This is a genomic window from Nocardia sp. NPDC050630 (assembly GCF_044457245.1).
Taxonomy (GTDB): Bacteria; Actinomycetota; Actinomycetes; order Mycobacteriales; family Mycobacteriaceae; genus Nocardia.
Map to the genome: position 1 here is coordinate 608,502 of NZ_JBITGN010000001.1, position 17,788 is coordinate 626,289.

The 17,788-nt window shown below is 65.5% G+C and carries 14 protein-coding genes and 4 tRNA genes; 9 read left to right on the forward strand and 9 right to left on the reverse strand.

Going from position 1 to position 17,788, the window contains the following annotated elements; all coding sequences use genetic code 11:
* Positions 1 to 98 precede the first annotated feature (98 nt).
* Positions 99 to 1,010, forward strand: a complete 912-nt coding sequence (locus ACIBG0_RS02660) for a LysR family transcriptional regulator (protein ID WP_397028563.1) — start codon at positions 99 to 101, stop codon at positions 1,008 to 1,010.
* A 10-nt stretch (positions 1,011 to 1,020) separates the two neighbouring features.
* Here ACIBG0_RS02660 and ACIBG0_RS02665 read toward each other — a convergent pair whose 3' ends face one another.
* Complete coding sequence (locus ACIBG0_RS02665) at positions 1,021 to 2,211, reverse strand: hypothetical protein (protein WP_397028564.1); 1,191 nt, start codon at positions 2,209 to 2,211, stop codon at positions 1,021 to 1,023.
* Positions 2,212 to 2,611: 400 nt separating this feature from the next.
* Between ACIBG0_RS02665 and ACIBG0_RS02670 the strand changes: the two genes are divergently transcribed.
* The gene (locus ACIBG0_RS02670) at positions 2,612 to 3,583 is read left to right on the forward strand and encodes a hypothetical protein (RefSeq protein ID WP_397028566.1); all 972 of its coding nucleotides are present in this window, start codon (positions 2,612 to 2,614) and stop codon (positions 3,581 to 3,583) included.
* Positions 3,584 to 3,589: 6 nt separating this feature from the next.
* Here ACIBG0_RS02670 and ACIBG0_RS02675 read toward each other — a convergent pair whose 3' ends face one another.
* The 5 genes from ACIBG0_RS02675 to ACIBG0_RS02695 all read right to left on the reverse strand — a co-directional run bounded on the left by ACIBG0_RS02675 (position 3,590) and on the right by ACIBG0_RS02695 (position 8,646).
* The gene (locus tag ACIBG0_RS02675) at positions 3,590 to 4,807 is read right to left on the reverse strand and encodes a sigma factor-like helix-turn-helix DNA-binding protein (RefSeq protein WP_397028567.1); all 1,218 of its coding nucleotides are present in this window, start codon (positions 4,805 to 4,807) and stop codon (positions 3,590 to 3,592) included.
* A gap of 277 nt (positions 4,808 to 5,084) precedes the next feature.
* The gene (locus tag ACIBG0_RS02680; protein WP_397028568.1) at positions 5,085 to 5,792 is read right to left on the reverse strand and encodes an alpha/beta fold hydrolase; all 708 of its coding nucleotides are present in this window, start codon (positions 5,790 to 5,792) and stop codon (positions 5,085 to 5,087) included.
* Between the two features lie 34 nt (positions 5,793 to 5,826).
* Positions 5,827 to 6,792 (reverse strand): alpha/beta hydrolase, encoded by a 966-nt coding sequence (locus tag ACIBG0_RS02685; protein WP_397028569.1) that lies wholly within the window; start codon positions 6,790 to 6,792, stop codon positions 5,827 to 5,829.
* Between the two features lie 27 nt (positions 6,793 to 6,819).
* A complete protein-coding gene (locus ACIBG0_RS02690) occupies positions 6,820 to 7,542 on the reverse strand; it encodes an alpha/beta fold hydrolase (protein WP_397028570.1) in 723 nt (240 codons plus the stop codon).
* Between the two features lie 93 nt (positions 7,543 to 7,635).
* On the reverse strand, positions 7,636 to 8,646 hold the full coding sequence (locus tag ACIBG0_RS02695; RefSeq protein WP_397028571.1) for a GlxA family transcriptional regulator: 1,011 nt from the start codon (positions 8,644 to 8,646) through the stop codon (positions 7,636 to 7,638).
* 78 nt (positions 8,647 to 8,724) lie between these two features.
* Between ACIBG0_RS02695 and ACIBG0_RS02700 the strand changes: the two genes are divergently transcribed.
* Complete coding sequence (locus ACIBG0_RS02700) at positions 8,725 to 9,327, forward strand: TetR/AcrR family transcriptional regulator (protein ID WP_397028573.1); 603 nt, start codon at positions 8,725 to 8,727, stop codon at positions 9,325 to 9,327.
* 184 nt (positions 9,328 to 9,511) lie between these two features.
* Entirely contained in the window at positions 9,512 to 10,186 is a 675-nt protein-coding gene (locus ACIBG0_RS02705) for a phosphodiesterase (protein ID WP_397028574.1), read from the forward strand.
* 83 nt (positions 10,187 to 10,269) lie between these two features.
* On the opposite strand, the gene ACIBG0_RS02710 is transcribed toward ACIBG0_RS02705, so the two are convergent.
* The 3 genes from ACIBG0_RS02710 to ACIBG0_RS02720 all read right to left on the reverse strand — a co-directional run bounded on the left by ACIBG0_RS02710 (position 10,270) and on the right by ACIBG0_RS02720 (position 10,534).
* A tRNA-Val gene (locus tag ACIBG0_RS02710) sits at positions 10,270 to 10,344 on the reverse strand.
* A gap of 1 nt (position 10,345) precedes the next feature.
* Positions 10,346 to 10,416 (reverse strand) — tRNA-Cys (locus ACIBG0_RS02715).
* 45 nt (positions 10,417 to 10,461) lie between these two features.
* Positions 10,462 to 10,534: transfer RNA gene (locus ACIBG0_RS02720), tRNA-Gly, on the reverse strand.
* Between the two features lie 503 nt (positions 10,535 to 11,037).
* Here ACIBG0_RS02720 and ACIBG0_RS02725 point away from each other — a divergent pair.
* The 5 genes from ACIBG0_RS02725 to ACIBG0_RS02745 all read left to right on the forward strand — a co-directional run bounded on the left by ACIBG0_RS02725 (position 11,038) and on the right by ACIBG0_RS02745 (position 17,420).
* A tRNA-Val gene (locus tag ACIBG0_RS02725) sits at positions 11,038 to 11,109 on the forward strand.
* 355 nt (positions 11,110 to 11,464) lie between these two features.
* Entirely contained in the window at positions 11,465 to 13,729 is a 2,265-nt protein-coding gene (locus ACIBG0_RS02730) for a SulP family inorganic anion transporter (RefSeq protein WP_397028576.1), read from the forward strand.
* A 280-nt stretch (positions 13,730 to 14,009) separates the two neighbouring features.
* Positions 14,010 to 16,265: a SulP family inorganic anion transporter gene (locus tag ACIBG0_RS02735; protein ID WP_397028578.1), complete on the forward strand. Its 2,256-nt coding sequence runs from the start codon at positions 14,010 to 14,012 to the stop codon at positions 16,263 to 16,265.
* Positions 16,266 to 16,335: 70 nt separating this feature from the next.
* Positions 16,336 to 16,761 carry a TIGR02611 family protein gene (locus tag ACIBG0_RS02740; protein WP_397028580.1) on the forward strand — a complete coding sequence of 142 codons (426 nt, stop codon included), beginning with the start codon at positions 16,336 to 16,338 and terminating at the stop codon, positions 16,759 to 16,761.
* Positions 16,758 to 17,420 carry a (2Fe-2S)-binding protein gene (locus tag ACIBG0_RS02745; RefSeq protein ID WP_397028582.1) on the forward strand — a complete coding sequence of 221 codons (663 nt, stop codon included), beginning with the start codon at positions 16,758 to 16,760 and terminating at the stop codon, positions 17,418 to 17,420. Before ACIBG0_RS02740 ends, ACIBG0_RS02745 begins: the two co-directional genes overlap by 4 nt.
* The last annotated feature ends 368 nt before the right edge of the window (positions 17,421 to 17,788 follow it).

A 17,788-nucleotide genomic window follows, 5' to 3' on the forward strand; every position in this document is an offset into this window, starting at 1 on the left:
CTCTGTGATCGGATGCGCCAACGCATCGAGGTCCACGCGACGGATTATCAACCAGTGCAATATTGGTCACCAGCCATTCCATTCTGGATAATCCAGGAGTGGACGCCCTCGACATGAATCTGCTGGTTGCTCTGGATGCGCTGCTGGAGACCAACAGCGTCACTCGGGCCGCCGAGCGGATGCATACCTCGGCGCCCGCGATGAGCCGAACGCTGGCAAGGCTGCGCCGGGTGCTGGGCGATCCGCTGCTGGTGCGCGCGGGCCGCAACCTGGTGCCGACGCCGCGCGCACTCGAATTGCGTTATGAGGTCGGCGTTTTGGTGGAGCGGGGACGGACGCTGCTCGCCCCGCGCGGCGCACTGGACCCGACCACGCTGAAACGCGACTTCGCGGTGCAAGCCGGCGATATGGTGCTCGGCGAATTGGCGACCCCACTGCTGGCGGCCGTCCGTGCGCAGGCGCCCGGCGTGACACTGCACCTGCTTCCGGACCGCGACGAGGGCACCGCCGCGCTGCGCGATGGCCGCGTCGATATCGAGGTCGGCGTCATCGAGCACACCGATCCCGAGACCACCGTGCAACGCGTACTGCGCGACCGCGTAATCGGTGTGGCGGCACCGAAACATCCGCTGATCACCGACCGCGTAACCGTGGCCCGGTTCGCCGCGGCCGCCCAACTCGGCATCTCCCGCCGCGGCCGCGCCCGTGGTTCCATCGACGATCGCTTGGCGCTGCACGGTCGCACCCGCCGCGTCGTGGCCACCGTTCCCGACCTGACCAGCGCCCTGCTAGCGGTCCGTTCCGGTGATCTGGTCTGCCCGGTCCCCGCCGCGCTCACCGCGACCACTCGCACCGCACTCGGCCTGTGCGCCTTCGAAATCCCCCTACCCCTGCCCGAAATCGCCATCGCCATGGCGTGGCACCCCCGAAACACCGCCGACAACGGCCACCGATGGCTGCGCGAATTGATTCGCGGCACGCTCGCCGGTCTGGACTCGTCGGGTCGGTGAGTTGCTTTGCTCAGCCCTCGGTACGGATCGCGAAGTTCGGGTCCACCCCGGGTAGCTCGTTCGCCGCGGCAGTTGGTTCGGGGCGGCCGAACGGGCCGTTGGGATTGCGCTTGAGTTCGTCGAGCATGGCCTGCAACTTGTCGACGTGGGAGTTGTCCTCCCCGGTACTCGCGCGGTGTGCGCCAGGGGTCAGTGCGCCGTTGTCCTCGGCGCGGGGTGCGGTCATGCCGGAATCCGGACGGGTTGTAGGCGTTGCGTCCTCGTAGCCGTTGCGGGGCGAGGTGAGCGGCTCCAAGCGGCCGTTGCTCGTGCCGATCGAGCCGTATTCGAGCCGGTCGCCTGAGGTCGCCGGCTGCGAATTGGTATATGTCGGCGCGGCAGGTTCGGTGCTGGCCGACGTGCTCGAGTCGAGCCAATCGGGGCGCGAGGCGGGTGCGGACAGCGGTTCACTGCGGTAGGTCGCGGGGACCGGGGGCGGCACGGGCTGCGGTGTCCGCGCCGGGAGGGACAGCGAGTCGTTGGGCGTCGCGGGGCCGAAGGGTTCGAGGTGTTCGGTGCGAGTGATCGGCGCGGTGAATTCGGTCCGTGCGGGGCGGGGGTTCGCGTGGTCTTCGGGAGCTTCCAGCCGTTCGTTGCGTCCGGTCGGGGCGTCCAGACGTCCCGTCGGGCTCGCTAAGCGTCCGTTGGATCCGGTCGTAGGCGTGCTGCGCTCATTGCGGGCGGTCGCGGGTTCGAGGCGCTCGTTTGTTGCGGTGGTGTCGGAGCGGTTGTTGCGTCCGGTCGGCGTCTCGCTGAGCACAGTCGTGATATCCGGGAGGTCGTTGCGACCGATTTCGGTGCGCGCACTCGTGGTGTCGGCCCGTCCGTTGACGGCATCGAGACGGTCGCGACGCGATGGAATCGGTTCGCGCCGTTCTCTGGCCATGGGAGCGGGCTCGGGACGGATGAGCGGCGCGGGCCCGGCCGGTTCGTCACCCGGTTCGACGGTGACGACTTGCTCCAAACGCGACCCGATCTTGGAAACATCCTCCCCCGTGCGGAAAGCCCACGCCTCCAGCTTGGCCAAGCGACCGGCGAGATTACGATCGTCGTCCACGTGCGCGGCAACGGCGTCGAGTTTATTGCTCACCTCGCGCAGAGTTGTCGCGAGACTCGACAAGAGTGCGCCGATCGATTCGCCACTCCGCTCGTCGTGGTCCATCCCATACCTTCTTCCCCGTATTGCCCGAAACTCCGCTCGTGGCCGGCCGATTCTATCTGTCGATCGGTACCGACGCCGGTTCGAGTACCGGCCCCGACCCCGCCGTGCACGATTCGTCCGGTTTCGTCCGCTGGGTGCGACAACATCGATCCGTGCCCGGCCGTGTTGCAGGAATGGCCGCAACTATCAATCATCGGAATAACTGTGGCGATGCTCTCGCGTGTCGCAGGAAATCGCTTGTGAGACAGCGCACATCGGCTGGTCGGAGCGTATTCGCGGGTTGTGGCGCACCCGAGCGCGGGGTAAAGGGGGCTGGCGGGCGAGCCAAAGCTGACGCACTCTTGATCTATGGCGTAGGTCGTACCTGACCTGCGGTGGTTTTGGGCAGGGGTGAGGTCGCGTGAGAACGAAGCAGCGCGTCGAGCGGGCGTGCGGGCGTCGGGCGATGCTCGCCGAATTGGGGTTGTCGGACGGTCGCATCGCGGACGTCCGGGCGCCGGATGGCCGCACAGCGGTCCGGGCTGGCGGATACGGTTGCACATGTCCGGAATGTGCCGCCGCGCAATGGGATATCCAGCGGCTGAAGTATTGGCTGTGCGGTCGACTCGTGTCCTACGGTGCGGACCTGGCCGAGGTGGATCGCCGGGTAGGTGACGTCCCGGTGGACGTACTCTGGCGCAGCGGCGAGCGGCAGTACGCCATCGAGGTCCGCACCGGACCGCTGGATCGGGAATCCGCGCAACATCACACGACGCGCCTGCGCACCTCCGGCTGCGACGGGGTGCTGTGGCTGTGCCCGCCGGGCTACTGGGTCGGGCATCTGCCCGCGCTCGGCATTGCCGATTTCGCGCCGCCCGCCTGCGATTACCGGGTCGAAGACGGCATGTTCGACGCCTCGAACAGCGCGCTCGTCGTGCCGCGCCGGGAACCCTATGAACTGCGCGATTTCCTGTCCGGCTGGGTGCGGGGTGAAATCGCTTGGGGCTACCGCGATGTGAAGACCGGAGGATGGGCCACCGTGACCGACTGGGAACACCACACGAGAACGCAGGCCAGCGTCATCGCTCGGCAGCGCCAGGAGTTGGTCAACCAACGCACCACCTTGGCTATGTCCCGAAAAACCGTGCGGGACAAGCAGAAACAGATCATGAAGCTCACTACCCGGCTGGAACGCGCCGAGGAGTCCGCGCAGAAACGCGCGGACTCGCTGGCCGAGGTCAGGCGCAAGCTCGATGATCATCACCGCATCGACGCCAGCCTGCGCGCCACCATCGTGAGCATGCAGAAGGCGATCGGTCACTGGCAGCTGATCACCTATTGCGCGATGATGCTGATCGTGACATTCATCGCAGGGGCGATGTTCGTGCGCTGAGCCGGTTCAGCTCTGGTGCGTGCCGCTCAAGCGGAATGGCGCACGGTCCCAACGCCATTCGTTGCGCAGCACCAGCGCGATCAGGTCCAGTACATCCAGTTCCACCTCATCGCGCAATTGTCGCAGCGCGGACCAAGACACCGGACCACGCTCGACCAACTCCCGCAGTCGACTTTCGGCCGGCGCAGCTACCTTGCGTCGCAATAGGTCTGGAATCCCGACCTTGCTGCCGGTCCACACCAGCCAGCCCCAGCCGTTGGCGTGCGCATGGGCGCGACCCGCCGCCGATTTGATCCGATTGATGTGGAAGCCGACGTGTCCCAGCGGTTCGACATCGATAAGGACCACGCGCCCATCGGCAAGTCGTGCGGCGATGGTGGGGTAGTAGATCCGATCCGCGCCGTCTATTTCGTAAGTGACCGCACTCGGTTGCTCCTGGAACGTCTCGACCAGGTCGCTGGCATTCACCGTACGCAGCAGTCGAGCCTCCAGACCGGAATCGAAGCCGACATCGCGTCCGACCTTGTCGAGATAGAACCTCCCGCGTCCTTCGTCATCGCCATCGACCGTGCGCGCCGAGGCGATCGGCAGGGGAGCGGGGCCCGGTGCGGAGGCGGGCCATTCGACCTGTTCCAGCCATGAATTCAGCTCACTCGTCGCCAGCGGCTCGTGCAGTTTCGCCAACCGCCGATTCGTCTTCTTCTGCCACGCCATGATCCGCTGCATGACATATCCGGCGACCCGCTTGGCATCCTCGCCGGCGTGCCCCGCCAGCCGCAGCTTCAGATAAGCCAACTCATTGGCGGCCAGATCGGTATCGGTCGCGTAGGTCTCCACCAACAGCGCCCGCACCAACTGCTGATCCCGCGTCCCCACCGGATACCGCGCCCCGAACACCTCGGCCGCTCGATGTCCGCTCAACTGCGCTTCCCGCAGAATCTGCGCCACCGCCCGGGTATGCAACTGCCGAACCCGATCCCGCGACAGATCGAATCGGGCACCGATCCGCGCCAATGTCTCCGGTGCCTCCCCGCTCACCCCCAGCCGAAACCCCACGATTTCGGCATCGCGCCGCTTGCGGTCACCCCGCATCTCGATCAATTCCCCCAAAAGCTCGTTGATCTCCTCGAGATCGAACGACACATCCCCGGCGATATCGTCGAGCACCTCGGGAGCGGCGTCCGCGGCGGCGCGATCGCGCCCATCGACCTCGCTTGCCGTCACCTGCACCCCTGACCACGACTCGGCTTCACTCGACCTGTGCGACAAAGCCTAATGTCGACCACCGACAACCCGGCCCACGACGGGGTTTCTCTGCGTCCGCCAGCTCGATGTCGCTGTCGTCGATATTTCCTGATCGTCATCGGAAACGGTTCTATGTTCACCATCAGCCAGGACCGCCCCTCGACAGCGCCGCGGCCGAACCCGACCTGCCGACACCGCGCCGACCCCATCCCGACTCGCGCCGCAATTCCCGCAGCGCGAGTCGGTTCGACGCGGACTAGCGCTCTACCGCCCGAAGGATCAGGTCGGCGACCGCCTGGGGCTCGGATACCGAAACCGCATGCGAGGCGGAGATTTCGACGGTGTCGGCCCCGGCGCGTTCGGCCATGAATCGCTGCACCTCGATGGGGATATTCTGATCATCGGTGGTCAGCAATGCGAACGTGGAAACCGACTTCCACGCTGCCGCGGTAGCAGTCTCCTGCAGTGCGGCAAGGGCGACCGGTCGCTGCGTGGCGGCCATCAGTTCAGCTGTTGCCGCCGGGACGTCGGCGGCGAACTGGCGGTGGAACTGATCCTGGCGGATGTAGAGCTCGGTCCCCGTGCTGCCATCGGACAGCGGGTAACTCGCGGGACGGGTGTTCGGTCCCAAGGTGGAGCCGGGGTACTTGTCGGTCAGTTGTAGCGCGCTCTCGTTCTCGTCGGGAATGAACGCGGCAACGTAGACCAATGCGGTGACGTTGGCCTTCCCTTCGGCCGCCACGCTGATGACACTGCCACCGTAGGAGTGGCCGACGAGCACGCACGGGCCCTCGACGCTATCGAGGACCGACGCGATGTAGGCCGCGTCACTGTCGAGGCCGCGCAGCGGATTTGCGGCGGCGATCACGGAATGTCCTTGTGCGCGTAGACGTTCGATGACGCCGTTCCAACTGGAAGAATCGGCGAACGCGCCGTGGACGAGCACGATGGTTGCAGCGGTCATGGATTGCTCCTGATCTGTTTGCGAACGAGGTCGATCACGCTGTGTGCAGGGCACCCTCGAGCGTCGCAACAGCCTGGGCGACAGCGGCTTTAGCGGCGTGGGTATCGTGCATCGCGTTCACCATGACGAAGTCGTGGATGATCCCCCCGTAGCGCACCTGTGTCACCGGAACACCCGCGGCACGCAACTTGCCCGCGAAGGCTTCGCCCTCATCGCGCAACACATCTGCCTCGGCGGTGATGACCAGCGCGGGCGGCAGCCCGCTCAACTGCTCTGTGCTGGCCCGCAGCGGCGACACGGTGATCTGCGCACGCTCTTCGGCGCTGGTGGTGTATTGATCCCAGAACCATTGCATTCCGTCGCGAGTCAGGAAGTATCCCTCGGCGAACCGCTGGTAGGAGCCGGTGTCGAAGTTCGCGTCGGTCACCGGGTAGAACAGTACCTGCTGCGCGAACGAGACGTCGCCGCGCTCCTTCGCCATGAGCGTCAGCGCGATGGCCATATTGCCGCCGACCGAATCACCCGCGACCGCGATCCGGGACGCGTCCAGGCCGTGCTCGGCACCGTCGGTCGTCACCCACTGGGCGACCCGGTAAGACTGCTCGTTGGCAACCGGATAACGCGCCTCCGGGGACCGATCGTATTCGGGGAAGACAACGGCCGCGCGCACCCCGACGGCGAGATCGCGCACGAGCCGGTCGTGGGTGTGTGCATCGCCGAAAACCCAACCCGCGCCATGGGTGTAGATGATCACCGGCAACACCTCGGTGACCCCCTGTGGCTTGACGATGCGTGCCCGCACCGAGCCGGTCGGACCGCCCTCGACGGTGACCCATTCCTCATCGATCTCGGGCTTGAAAATCGGCGAATCCTGCACCGAATCCACCGCCTTGCGGCCCTCCTCCGGGGCGAGCTGGTAGAGGAACGGCGGCTGGGACGTGGCGTCGACGAACTCCTGCGCCGCCTGCTCGAGCGAGATGCCCAACGGATTACCGGACATGGTGGTGCCTTTCTCTCGTGTTGTGGATCAGGACAATTCGGCGATCGCGTCGGTGATGACGGACGCGACCTGGTCCGGATGGCTCCGCATCACCAGGTGCGGTGCATCGATCTCGACGACCGCCCGCAGCCCGGCCCGTCGATAGCCGTAACGCTCGACGTCCGGATTGATGGTGCGGTCGGCGCTGGACACAATTCCCCAGCCCGGCTTGGTCTTCCATGCTGCGGCGGTGGCGGGCTCGCCGAACGCGGTCGCCGAAAGCGGACGCTGCGACACTGCGAGCACCCGCGCCTCCGCGGCTTCGACTCCGGCCGCGAAAATGGCCGGGAATGCGTCGATTTCGACGGATACATCGGTTCCGGTGGTTTCGCCGTCGACCGGATACGAGCTGTAGATCAGATGTGCCGCCAGCTCGGAATCCGGGAACCGGCCCTGCAGTTGGCCGAGGCTCTCGCCCTCCTCCAGCGCGTAACCGGAGACATAGACCAGACCGATAACATTCTCGGCCACACCCGCCACGGTGATGACCGCGCCGCCGTAGGAATGCCCGGCCAGCAGCACCGGCCCATCGATCTGTTCGACTACCGACCGGATGTACGCGGCGTCGGCGGACAGGCTGCGATTGAACACGGGCGGCGCAACCACCCGGTGGCCATGGTCCAGCAGCCGCTGGGTGACCGGTGACCAACTCGACCCATCGGCGAAGGCGCCGTGCACGAGTACAACGGTCGGGGGTGATGCGAGGGACATCGCGGTCCTTTCTGATCTGACGCTGTGGCCCTGAGCAGTTTCCGCTGCCTCCTCTCACCCGCGCCCCCCTTGACCGGCCGCAAATGCCCCCGATCAGGACACGGCCGCCGCGAACTCGGTGTCCATGGTCGATCCGGTTGTTCGGAAACGCTGCTGATACTTGCGCGGCGAAATGCCGAGCCGCGCCACGAACGCCCGCCGCAACGCCTCGCTACTGCCGTATCCGGCGGACATCGCCGCCTCGGTCACGCTGTGTCCGGCGTGCAACATATCCCGGGCAACACCGAACCTGATGAATGCCACGTACTCGGCGGGGGAACGTTCGAGTTCCGTGCGAAACAGCCGGGTCAGGTGCCGGACGCTGACGCGCGCGTGTTCGGCGAGGCTTTGCACGGTATGCGGGAACGCGGGATCGGCGCAGATCAGATCGACGACCCCGCGCAGCAGTGGACTGCGTGGTGCGGGTCCGCTCAGTAATGCCGAGAACTGCGACTGTCCACCGGCGCGCTGCATGTACACCACCAGAGACTGTGCCACCCGTCGGGCGACATCGGCACCATGATCCTCCTCGACCAGCGCCAGCGCGAGATCCACACCGGCCGCGACGCCCGCCGAACTGTAGAGGTTGCCGTCGCGCACGAAAATCGCATCCGGTTCGACCAGTACCGACGGAAACCGACGCGCGAGGTCGGCGGTGAATTTCCAATGTGTGGTCGCCCGCCTACCGTCGAGCAGTCCGAGTTGGGCCAGCACGAACGCGCCGCTGCAGATCGAGGTCATCCGTCGGGTATGCCACGACAGGTGCCGTGCCGCCGCCAAAACCTCGGGCGTCGCGAACTTATCCACGGGCAATTCGCTGCCCGGAATCACGACCGTATCGAAGCGACCCGCCTCGGCCGCCGCGCAGCTCACCTGCGTGCGCGCACCGATCGAGGTATGCACGTCCCGCCCGTCGGCCGAAACGAGCACCACCTCATAACCTGCCACCGACTGATTCGCCTCGACGAATACCTCTGCCGGACCAACGAAATCGAGCATCTTGACGCCGTCGAAAACCAGCACTCCAACCCGCCTGCGGGCCGTACCACCGAAACTTGCGGACATGTCAACCAGTATTATGGAGGAACGCCTCCAGAACAAATGAGGTGCTCGACATCACGGCTCGATTGGTACGGTGAGCGCATGGGACGGCCACGACAGTTCGATGAATCGAACCTGCTCGACGCCGCGACGGAACTGTTCTGGTCGAAGGGTTTCGACGAAACATCGGTGGAGGACGTGTCCCGCGCGACCGGCGTCGGGAACGGCAGCATCTACGCCGCTTACGGCAATAAACGCGGCCTGTTCCTCACCGCCTTCGAGCGCTACTGCGAACGCCGTGCTCGCTTCGTTCGCGAGGTCGTCACATCCGCTTCCGGCCCGCCGCGCATCGCCGTCCGCGCCCTGTTCCAGGCGGTCATCGATGACTGCGCGGCCTACCCCGACCGCCGCGGTTGCCTCATGATCAACAGCATCGCCCAACTCGGCACCCGCATCCCCGAAGTCGCCACCATCGGCGCCCGCACAACCACCGCCATGGAAGAAGGCGTAGCCGATCGCCTACGAACCGCCCGCCCGGAAGTCGATCGGGCCACCCTCTCCGCCCTCAGCGCTCACATCATCGTCATCTCCCAGGGTCTGATCCAATTGAGCCGCTTAGGAATCCCCTCCGCCCGCCTCCAGGAAATCGCTGAGGTGTCGAGCGCCGCTCTGCCATCCCCTTGGGTCGACCATTTGGTCCATTGACATCGGTCATGCGTTCGAGGAGCCGCTGAGGTCGCGCTGCTGTCGTCGTCGGTCAAGCGTCGTTCGACGGCGCGGTATTCGATCGTTGCCGTTGGGGCCATCACCACCTGGATCGCTTACCGTTTATCCGGCTACGCGCGGGGCAACCGGGAGACAACACGTCGTCTACCTCGGAGGGCTCGCCATGGTCGATTTATCTGCCGCAGTCGTGCGAAGCGCGTTCGCAGCCGGGGCCAGGCTCCGGCATGCGCGGGTCCTCCATCCTGACGGACTGCACCTGTCGGGCAGGCTGCACGCCGAATACCAGTTCGAGAACCTGTTCGGCAGCGGTGAACGGGCCGTCATCGCCCGTATGTCGAAGGGCACCGGGCTACCGGGGCCCGTGCCGGATGTGCTCGGGTTCGCCTTTCGCGTCCTGGATCGTGACGACAGGCCATGGGACTTCGCCCTTGCGACCACGGGCCGCAGCACGGTCGGTCGGTTCGTGATCACCGTCGCTACCGGCTGGGCCCGCGCCAGGTACGGCAGCCTGATGCCGTACCGTTTCGGCGATTCGACGCCTACCTGGGTATTCGCCGAACCCGATGCGGCACAACCGAAATCGGCATCCATCGAAGCACTCGAAGAATACCTGGGCGAACATGAGGTACATCTCGATCTGATCGGCAGCCCCATCGGCGGCCCGACCACCAAACTCGCTGAGATCAATCTGCGTTTGGCCGAGGGCGAGCACCGGACCGACTACTTCGACCCGATGATCAATCATCCCGGCGAGGTCGAGATGGTGCCGAAAGTAATCCGACAGCTACGCGAGGTGGCATACGCGGGTAGCCGCCAAGGGCGTGGCGAGGCACCATGACGCGTCCCCAGCTTCCGCAAGGCCGGGGTTGGGCACAAACAAAATCAGACCCGGTGAAAACCGGGTCTGACCTGGTAAAACGGTGGTGCGCGATACTGGGATTGAACCAGTGACCTCTTCCGTGTCAGGGAAGCGCTCTCCCGCTGAGCTAATCGCGCGAGGTGGAGACGGGAATCGAACCCGTGTGCACGGCTTTGCAGGCCGTTGCCTCACCACTCGGCCACTCCACCGTGCGAAGGGGGAAGGCTTTAACTATTGCCTGGCCCTACTCCTCGAGCGGATGACGGGATTCGAACCCGCGACCCTCACCTTGGCAAGGTGATGCGCTACCAGCTGCGCTACATCCGCATTTGCATCTCCGGCGGCCTCGCGGCCCTCCGTGGTGCGAGACAGAACATTAGCCGACGTTCGGCGCAACCTACAAATCCGCTGGTAGAACGGCGCGAAGTTGAATTACATGCGTGTCATTCGCGGGGTCCGATAAGACGCATCGCGGGGTAAAGGTGCTCGAAGCGACCGAGTCGCGCTTCACTCGGGCGCATCGGGCGGGAATAGTGGCATAGCGGTATCGCACCCGTTGGCACGAGGCCGCCAGACGGGATCGAAGCTGAACTCCCGCGCACTCGGATGCCATAGCCCCGCGATGGGTGATCCCGCTCCTGTGCATGTGCGCGGCCCCTCCGGGACCTGCTGCACCCCTTGGTAATTCGCGAGCCGACGCCAACCGCAGTCGCAAACCTCGACGGCCGATCGCCCGTGTCGGGGTGGCGATTTGGCGGCACGCCGGTAGTGCGTGCTAAGGTTCCATCTCGTTCGAACGGCTGCTCCGCCGCCGCTCGAGCGCCGAGTTCGGTCCCATAGCTCAGTGGGAGAGCGTCCGCCTCACACGCGGAAGGTCGCTGGTTCGAAACCAGCTGGGACCACTCATCAATCAGGTCGGTGCACCACGCGGTGCCCGACCTTTTTTGTCGGCGCAACGTCCGCCCCATCTCCGGCCGCCCCTCAAATAGGGATCCCCGCTGCCGTGCTGTGACTTGGGTCACATTTTGATAGCAGTTGGCCACATCTGCACCACAAATCTTTCCAAACGCTTTGCGAAGTCTTTACTATTGCGTCTGACCTTCGCGCCATGGGGTCACTGCTCCAAGAAGTGCTCCAGCGGAGCACATGTAGCACCCAGCGTTCTCCAGAAAGCTTCGCCCGCCGCTCGCTTTCGATGCCAGTAGATGTTCGACCGATGAACCGATCGGCTCCAAGCCGTTTCGGCGAAGGAGAGTAATGTCCACCGACACCGATCCCGTAACACGGACGTCGCCGCTTCGCGCAAGTCTTCCAGCAAGTCTCGCCGCCGTCGGCCGCCACGACCTACCCGCTTCTGTCGTGGTTTTCCTTGTCGCACTACCACTTTCACTCGGCATCGCGGTCGCCTCGGGCGCGCCGGTTGCCGCCGGACTCATCGCCGCCGTGGTCGGCGGTGTCGTCGCCGGGCTGCTAGGTGGCTCGGCCGTACAGGTCAGTGGGCCGACGGCCAGTCTCACCGTCGTCGTCGCCGAGAGCGTGCACCAGTTCGGTTGGTCCGCTACCTGTTTCATCACCATTGGTGCGGGCCTATTGCAGATCATGTTCGGGCTCAGTCGCGTTGCGCGTGGCGCACTCGCCATCGCGCCGGTGGTGGTCCATGCGATGCTCGCCGGTATCGGCGTCATCATCGCGCTACAGCAGGTCCATATTCTGCTCGGCGGCAACTCGCTGAGTTCGTCCTACGCCAGCCTCATCCAGCTGCCGCATCAGCTGATGTCGGTGCACCGCGGCGATCTGTTCGTCGGTCTGGTGGTGATCGTCATCCTGACCGGCTGGAAGTTCGTTCCGCCCACGATCCGCGTCGTACCTGGCCCGCTTGTTGCCGTGATGGTCGCCACGCTCCTGTCGCTGGTACTGCCGACCCATGTCGAGCGCGTCGTGCTGAATGGGTCGCTGCTCGATTCGATTGGTTTGCCCGCGATCCCGTCCGGCGGTTGGTTCGCCGTGGCGATGGCGATGGTGACGATCGCGCTGATCGCCAGCGTGGAGAGCCTGCTCTCGGCGGTCGCGGTAGATAAGACGCGGCCCGGCCATCGAACCAATTTCGATCGCGAGCTGATCGGGCAGGGCTCGGCCAATGTGGTGTCGGGTCTGCTCGGCGGTCTGCCGATCGCGGCCGTGATCGTGCGCAGCATTACCAATGCCAACGCCGGGGCGCGGACCAGGGCTGCGACGGTACTGCACGGCGTGTGGATCCTGCTGTTCGCCGTCGCGCTGGCCGGGCTGGTGCAGCAGATTCCCAAGGCGGCCCTGGCGGGGCTGCTCATCCTCATCGGCGTTCAACTGGTGAAGTTGGCCCATATCCGGTTGGCCCGGCGCAACGGCGACCTGTTCGTCTACGTGGTCACGGTGCTGGGTGTGGTGTTCCTGAACCTATTGCAGGGCATGGTGATCGGGCTCGTACTCGCCTTCGGCCTGCTGTTGTGGCGGGTGGTGCGGGTGGCCATCCACGCCGAACCGGTGCCCGATGCCCGCCGCTGGCTGGTCACCATCGACGGCACCTGCACCTTCCTCGCGCTGCCCAAGCTGACCGCCGAACTCGCGAAGGTCCCCGCCGAGGTCGACGTGACCATCGAGATGACGGTCGACTTCCTCGATCACGCTTCCTGCGAACTGATCACCGACTGGGCCGGTCTGCGTCGAGCTGGTGGCAGCACAGTCGATTTCGTCGAACTCGGCAGCGCGCGAATGGCGACGGCGGTTGCTGGTCCGCCGGAGCGTGGGCGCTCGCGTCAGGTCATCGATGAGGTCATCGGGCCGTGGCGGCGGACGGGTAATCGGGCGGATCCGATCGCGGCCGGTATCGCCGCCTATCATCGCGGCAATGCCCATTTGATGCGCCCCCATTTGCATGGATTGCGCAACCGGCCCGACGCCGATACCTTCTTCCTGACCTGCGCCGATGCCCGTATCGTTCCGAATGTCATCACCAATAGCGGGCCGGGCGATCTGTTCACCGTTCGCAACGTGGGCAATCTGGTCCCGGCCGGTGGCAGTGATGTTTCGGTGGAGGCCGCACTGATCTACGCGCTGGAGAAGCTGGATGTGCGGGCCGTGGTGGTCTGCGGGCACTCCGGTTGCGGCGCGATGGAGGCACTGCATCGAGAGGTGCGCAGCGGATCGGGGCTCGGCGACTGGCTCGCCTACGCGCGGCCCAGCCTGGACCGATTCCGGCTCGGGCATCCGGTCGCGGCTGCCGCGGAATTCGCCGGATTCGGCACGGTCGACCAGCTCGGCATGGTGAATGTGGCGGTGCAACTGGAACGGTTGCATGCCCATCCCGTGGTCCGGCGCGGTATAGCGGAGCGGGGCGTGGTGGTGTCCGGACTGTTCTTCGATCTCGCGACCGCCCGCGTCATCGAGGTGACGATGGACGGCATCGCCGAGTTCGACGACGAGTTGACGGTAGCGGCATTCGATGAGTTGGTCGAGGTGCGGGGGGTGGCTGCCGAGCCCGTCTAGTCGCGTGCTGTCGGGCCGAATAGTGCGGCCCGACATGCCAACTCGGTACGAATGTGTCGCGTTTCACACCGATTCGGAGGTACGGATTCGAGCACTTTTTACCAACTTCTCAGGCTTTGCTAAGTCTTTACCAATAGCCTTGACGCGATTTACCTCTCGATCCATCGCTGTGTCGGGAACTGCTTCACCGCGAGATGCCGGTTCGCGGTCTGTGCCCTGTTGGACATTTTGATCGTCAACCGACCTCGGCGTTCGCGCCGAGTCGGCGAAGGAGAAGTCAATGGCTATTGATAGCGCTGTAGCCGCACCACCGTTACCGCCCACTGAACAGGGCAAGGGCCATCGCAGTTCCGAACCTCTGTCCGATCGACTGACATCGATTCTGCGCCACGATCTGCCGTCCTCCATCGTGGTCTTCCTGGTCGCGTTGCCGCTGTCCCTCGGCATCGCCGTCGCATCCGGCGCACCCGTCGCCGCCGGACTCATCGCCGCCGTTATCGGCGGCATCGTCGCGGGCACGCTCGGCGGTTCGCTGCTGCAGGTCAGCGGACCCGCCGCGGGCCTGACCGTTGTCGTTGCCGAGTCCATCAATCAATTCGGCTGGCGTACAACGACATTCATTGTTGTCGTGGCCGGTGTGCTGCAAATCCTATTCGGGCTCAGCCGGATTGCGCGGGCCGCATTGGCCGTCGCACCGGTGGTGGTGCACGCGATGCTCGCGGGCATCGGCATAACCATTGCACTGCAACAGGTTCACGTGCTGCTCGGTGGGGCTTCGCGCAGTTCCGCCTGGAACAACATCACCCAGTTGCCGTCGCAGTTGTTGTCGCTGCACGGTGATGACGCCATCATCGGCGCGGTTGTCATCGCGATCATGCTCGGCTGGCGCCGGGTGCCAGCCAAGGTGCGGGTGGTGCCGGGACCGCTGGTGGCGGTCTTGGTCGGCACGGTGATGTCGCTGGTGCTGCCGTTCGAGGCCGAGCGAATCGTGTTGAACGGCTCGCTGTTCGATGCCATCGGACTACCGCAGATACCCAGCGGCGACTGGTCCGCGGTGGCGCTGATGATTCTGACCATCGCGCTCATCGCCAGCGTCGAGAGCTTGCTGTCGGCGGTGGCCGTGGACAAGATGCACACCGGTAAGCGAACCAATTTCGACCGCGAGCTGATCGGCCAGGGCTCGGCCAATGTGCTCTCGGGTCTACTGGGTGGTCTGCCTGTCACCGGTGTGATCGTGCGCAGTGCCACGAATGTGCAGGCGGGTGCGCGCAGCCGCGCATCGGCCGTGCTGCACGGCTTCTGGATTCTGCTGTTCTCGGTCGTCCTCGCTGGGGTAGTGCAGCAGATTCCGAAGTCCGCGCTCGCGGGTCTGCTGATCGTCATCGGTATCCAGCTGGTCAAGCTGGCCCACATCAAGATGGCCAGGCGCACCGGCGATCTGCTCATCTATGCCGTCACCATCGTCAGCGTGGTCTTCCTGAATCTGCTGGAAGGCGTGATCATCGGTCTGGCACTGGCTTTCGGACTGCTGTTGTGGCGTGTCGTTCGAGTTGCCGTGGCGGCCAAGGCGATTCCGGGCTCGCAGCGCTGGCTACTCACGATTGACGGTTCCTGCACCTTTCTCGCACTGCCGAAGCTGTCCGCGGAGTTCGCCAAAGTGCCCGCAGGCGCGGACGTTACCGTCGAGATGACGGTCGACTTCCTCGACCATGCCGCCTTCGAGGCCATCGAGGACTGGGTGCGTCAGCAGGAAAGTGGTGGCGGCACAGTAAATTTCGTGGAAATCGGCAGTGCGCGAATGGCGCACGCGACCGCCGGTCCCCCCGCCCGCGGGTTCGGGCGCGCGGTGCTCGACGAAATCCTCGGCCCATGGCGCGGAGATAACGAGAATGCCGACCGGGTGACCTCGGGTGTCGCCGCTTACCACCGCAGCCACGCCCATGTCGTGCGGCCGCATCTGGACGAGCTGCGTGACCGTCAGGATCCCGATACCTTCTTCCTGACCTGCGCGGATTCCCGGGTGGTTCCGAACGTCATCACCAACAGTGGTCCCGGTGACATGTTCACCGTGCGCAATGTGGGCAATCTGGTGCCGGACAGCGGCGACGCGTCGGTGGAGGCCGCACTGGTCTTCGCACTCAATGAATTGAACGTGCGGTCCATCGTGGTGTGTGGGCATTCGTCCTGCGGTGCGATGAAGGCGCTGCACTCCGGCACCGACGATGGACCGGGGATCGGGCCGTGGCTCGCCCATGCGCATCCGAGCCTGGAGCGGTTCCGGGTCGGACACCCGGTGGCGCAGGCGGCCGCGGCCGCCGGATTCGGCGAAGTCGACCAGCTGAGCATGGTCAATGTTGCCGTTCAGTTGGAGACGCTGCATCGCCATCCCGCGGTCCGCGCGGCGATGGCCGAGCGTGATGTGACGGTATCGGGGCTCTTCTTCGATATCGCCAGCGCACGTGTCATCGAGGTGACCGTGAACGGCCTCGCCCATATCGACGACACCGGTGCGCGCATAGCACCGGAACTCGTCTGAGCCGATGACAGCTGGACCCGCCCGGGCCTGGTCGGGCGGGTCCAGGCAAGTCGCTCGTAGGCTGGTGGAGATGAGTGTCGAGTTGGAGTCCGAACCCACACACACCGGATGGCGTGCCTTCCGCGCCCGGCTGGGCGCGCGGCCTACGCTGAACCTCGCCTACCGAATCGGGGTCGCGGTGGTCGGGGTCGCGGTGCTGGGCCTCGGAATCCTGGCGATTCCCTATCCCGGACCCGGCTGGGCGATCGTTTTCGCCGGACTTGGCATTCTCGCCACCGAATTCGCCTGGGCGCGCCAGGTGCTCGGCTGGCTGCGTGACAAGTATCGGCAGGGTATCGCGTGGTACTCCGCACGAGGCCCGGCCATGCGGGTGTTCGCGGCAATGGCGACCTTCGCGCTGGTCCTCGCGACACTGTGGGTGTTGGGAACATTCGGGTTGGTCGGCGGCTGGATCGGAGTCGAATGGCAGTGGTTGCGCAGTCCCCTGAAGTGGTGAACACGGTCCCCGGTCGCACCCTGACCGAGCCGGACTGGCTGTCGGCGCGCATCGCGGAAATGGGCCGTTCCTGGGGCACCATCGAACCGCGCGTCTCGGGCACGCTCTGGTGGTGCATGGTCGCCTCGGCACTGGTCGAACAGCTGGCTTGCGCCTACGCGAACGACAAACCCGCGCCGGAGCCGTTCTTGGACAACCTCGACTGCGTGGTGCGTCCGGACGGCGGCATAGAACGCGTCCATATCCATGCGGTCGCGGGTCGAGGTGCACCAGGGGACAGCGGTGCGCCGCAGGAGACCGACGCCGCGCTGGGCCATGCCTGCGCGGAGGCGTTGCGGGAGACTTTGGCGGCCGTAATCGGCCCCGTAGCGGCGGTCTCTGGTGTGGGAGTGCCGTCACTGTGGGCGATTGCCGCCGATGCCATCGGGAACCGGGCCCTCGATGCGGGGAATCCCGAAGCTGGGGCGCGGCTTGCCAGCCAAGTCGGAGGGAAACTGCCGGTTCCCCGGTTCGTGGACGTTGACGGGCGCACCTTTGTCCGCCGGATATCGTGCTGCCTGGTCTTCGAGGTGCCCGGCTGCGAAATGTGCACCAGTTGCCCGAAGCGGCCGTCCGCTGAACGCAAGACGCTCCTGGCTCGGCTCGCCGCCGAAAGCTGATCGCCCGCAAGGCTTTCGGTGTCCCACATGGAACTCGGTGAGTCTGGCCCGGGTGTGGCAGAAATCGCCGGTTCGGCCTGACTGCGAACGCGTCGACGCGCTGCCGGGAGCACAGCATCCAAAACCGAACCGCGTGCGCGGCGATGGCAGACAGAATCAGCGCTGGATTGGTCCCGGCATGCGCGACCGTGCGAAGCCGGGCTGCTCGCGCGAACTCGGCGGCAATCACCGGAGCGGCCCGAATGTGCATGATCAGCGCGATCCCTCCGAGCCCACGGCCGCGGGCCCCGGCGTCGGATCCGTAGGAGGTGGGGTCCGCGCAGCCGCGGAGAGCACCGCATCGAACCGGCGGCGGTCGGATGGTCGAA

Coding starts and splice junctions, on each gene's coding strand:
- ACIBG0_RS02665 (WP_397028564.1), bottom strand. CDS start 2,211: ATGGACCACGACGAGCGGAGTGGCGAATCGATCGGCGCACTCTTGTCG.
- ACIBG0_RS02735 (WP_397028578.1), top strand. CDS start 14,010: ATGGCTATTGATAGCGCTGTAGCCGCACCACCGTTACCGCCCACTGAA.
- ACIBG0_RS02740 (WP_397028580.1), top strand. CDS start 16,336: ATGAGTGTCGAGTTGGAGTCCGAACCCACACACACCGGATGGCGTGCC.
- ACIBG0_RS02700 (WP_397028573.1), top strand. CDS start 8,725: ATGGGACGGCCACGACAGTTCGATGAATCGAACCTGCTCGACGCCGCG.
- ACIBG0_RS02705 (WP_397028574.1), top strand. CDS start 9,512: ATGGTCGATTTATCTGCCGCAGTCGTGCGAAGCGCGTTCGCAGCCGGG.
- ACIBG0_RS02695 (WP_397028571.1), bottom strand. CDS start 8,646: ATGTCCGCAAGTTTCGGTGGTACGGCCCGCAGGCGGGTTGGAGTGCTG.
- ACIBG0_RS02690 (WP_397028570.1), bottom strand. CDS start 7,542: ATGTCCCTCGCATCACCCCCGACCGTTGTACTCGTGCACGGCGCCTTC.
- ACIBG0_RS02685 (WP_397028569.1), bottom strand. CDS start 6,792: ATGTCCGGTAATCCGTTGGGCATCTCGCTCGAGCAGGCGGCGCAGGAG.
- ACIBG0_RS02730 (WP_397028576.1), top strand. CDS start 11,465: ATGTCCACCGACACCGATCCCGTAACACGGACGTCGCCGCTTCGCGCA.
- ACIBG0_RS02680 (WP_397028568.1), bottom strand. CDS start 5,792: ATGACCGCTGCAACCATCGTGCTCGTCCACGGCGCGTTCGCCGATTCT.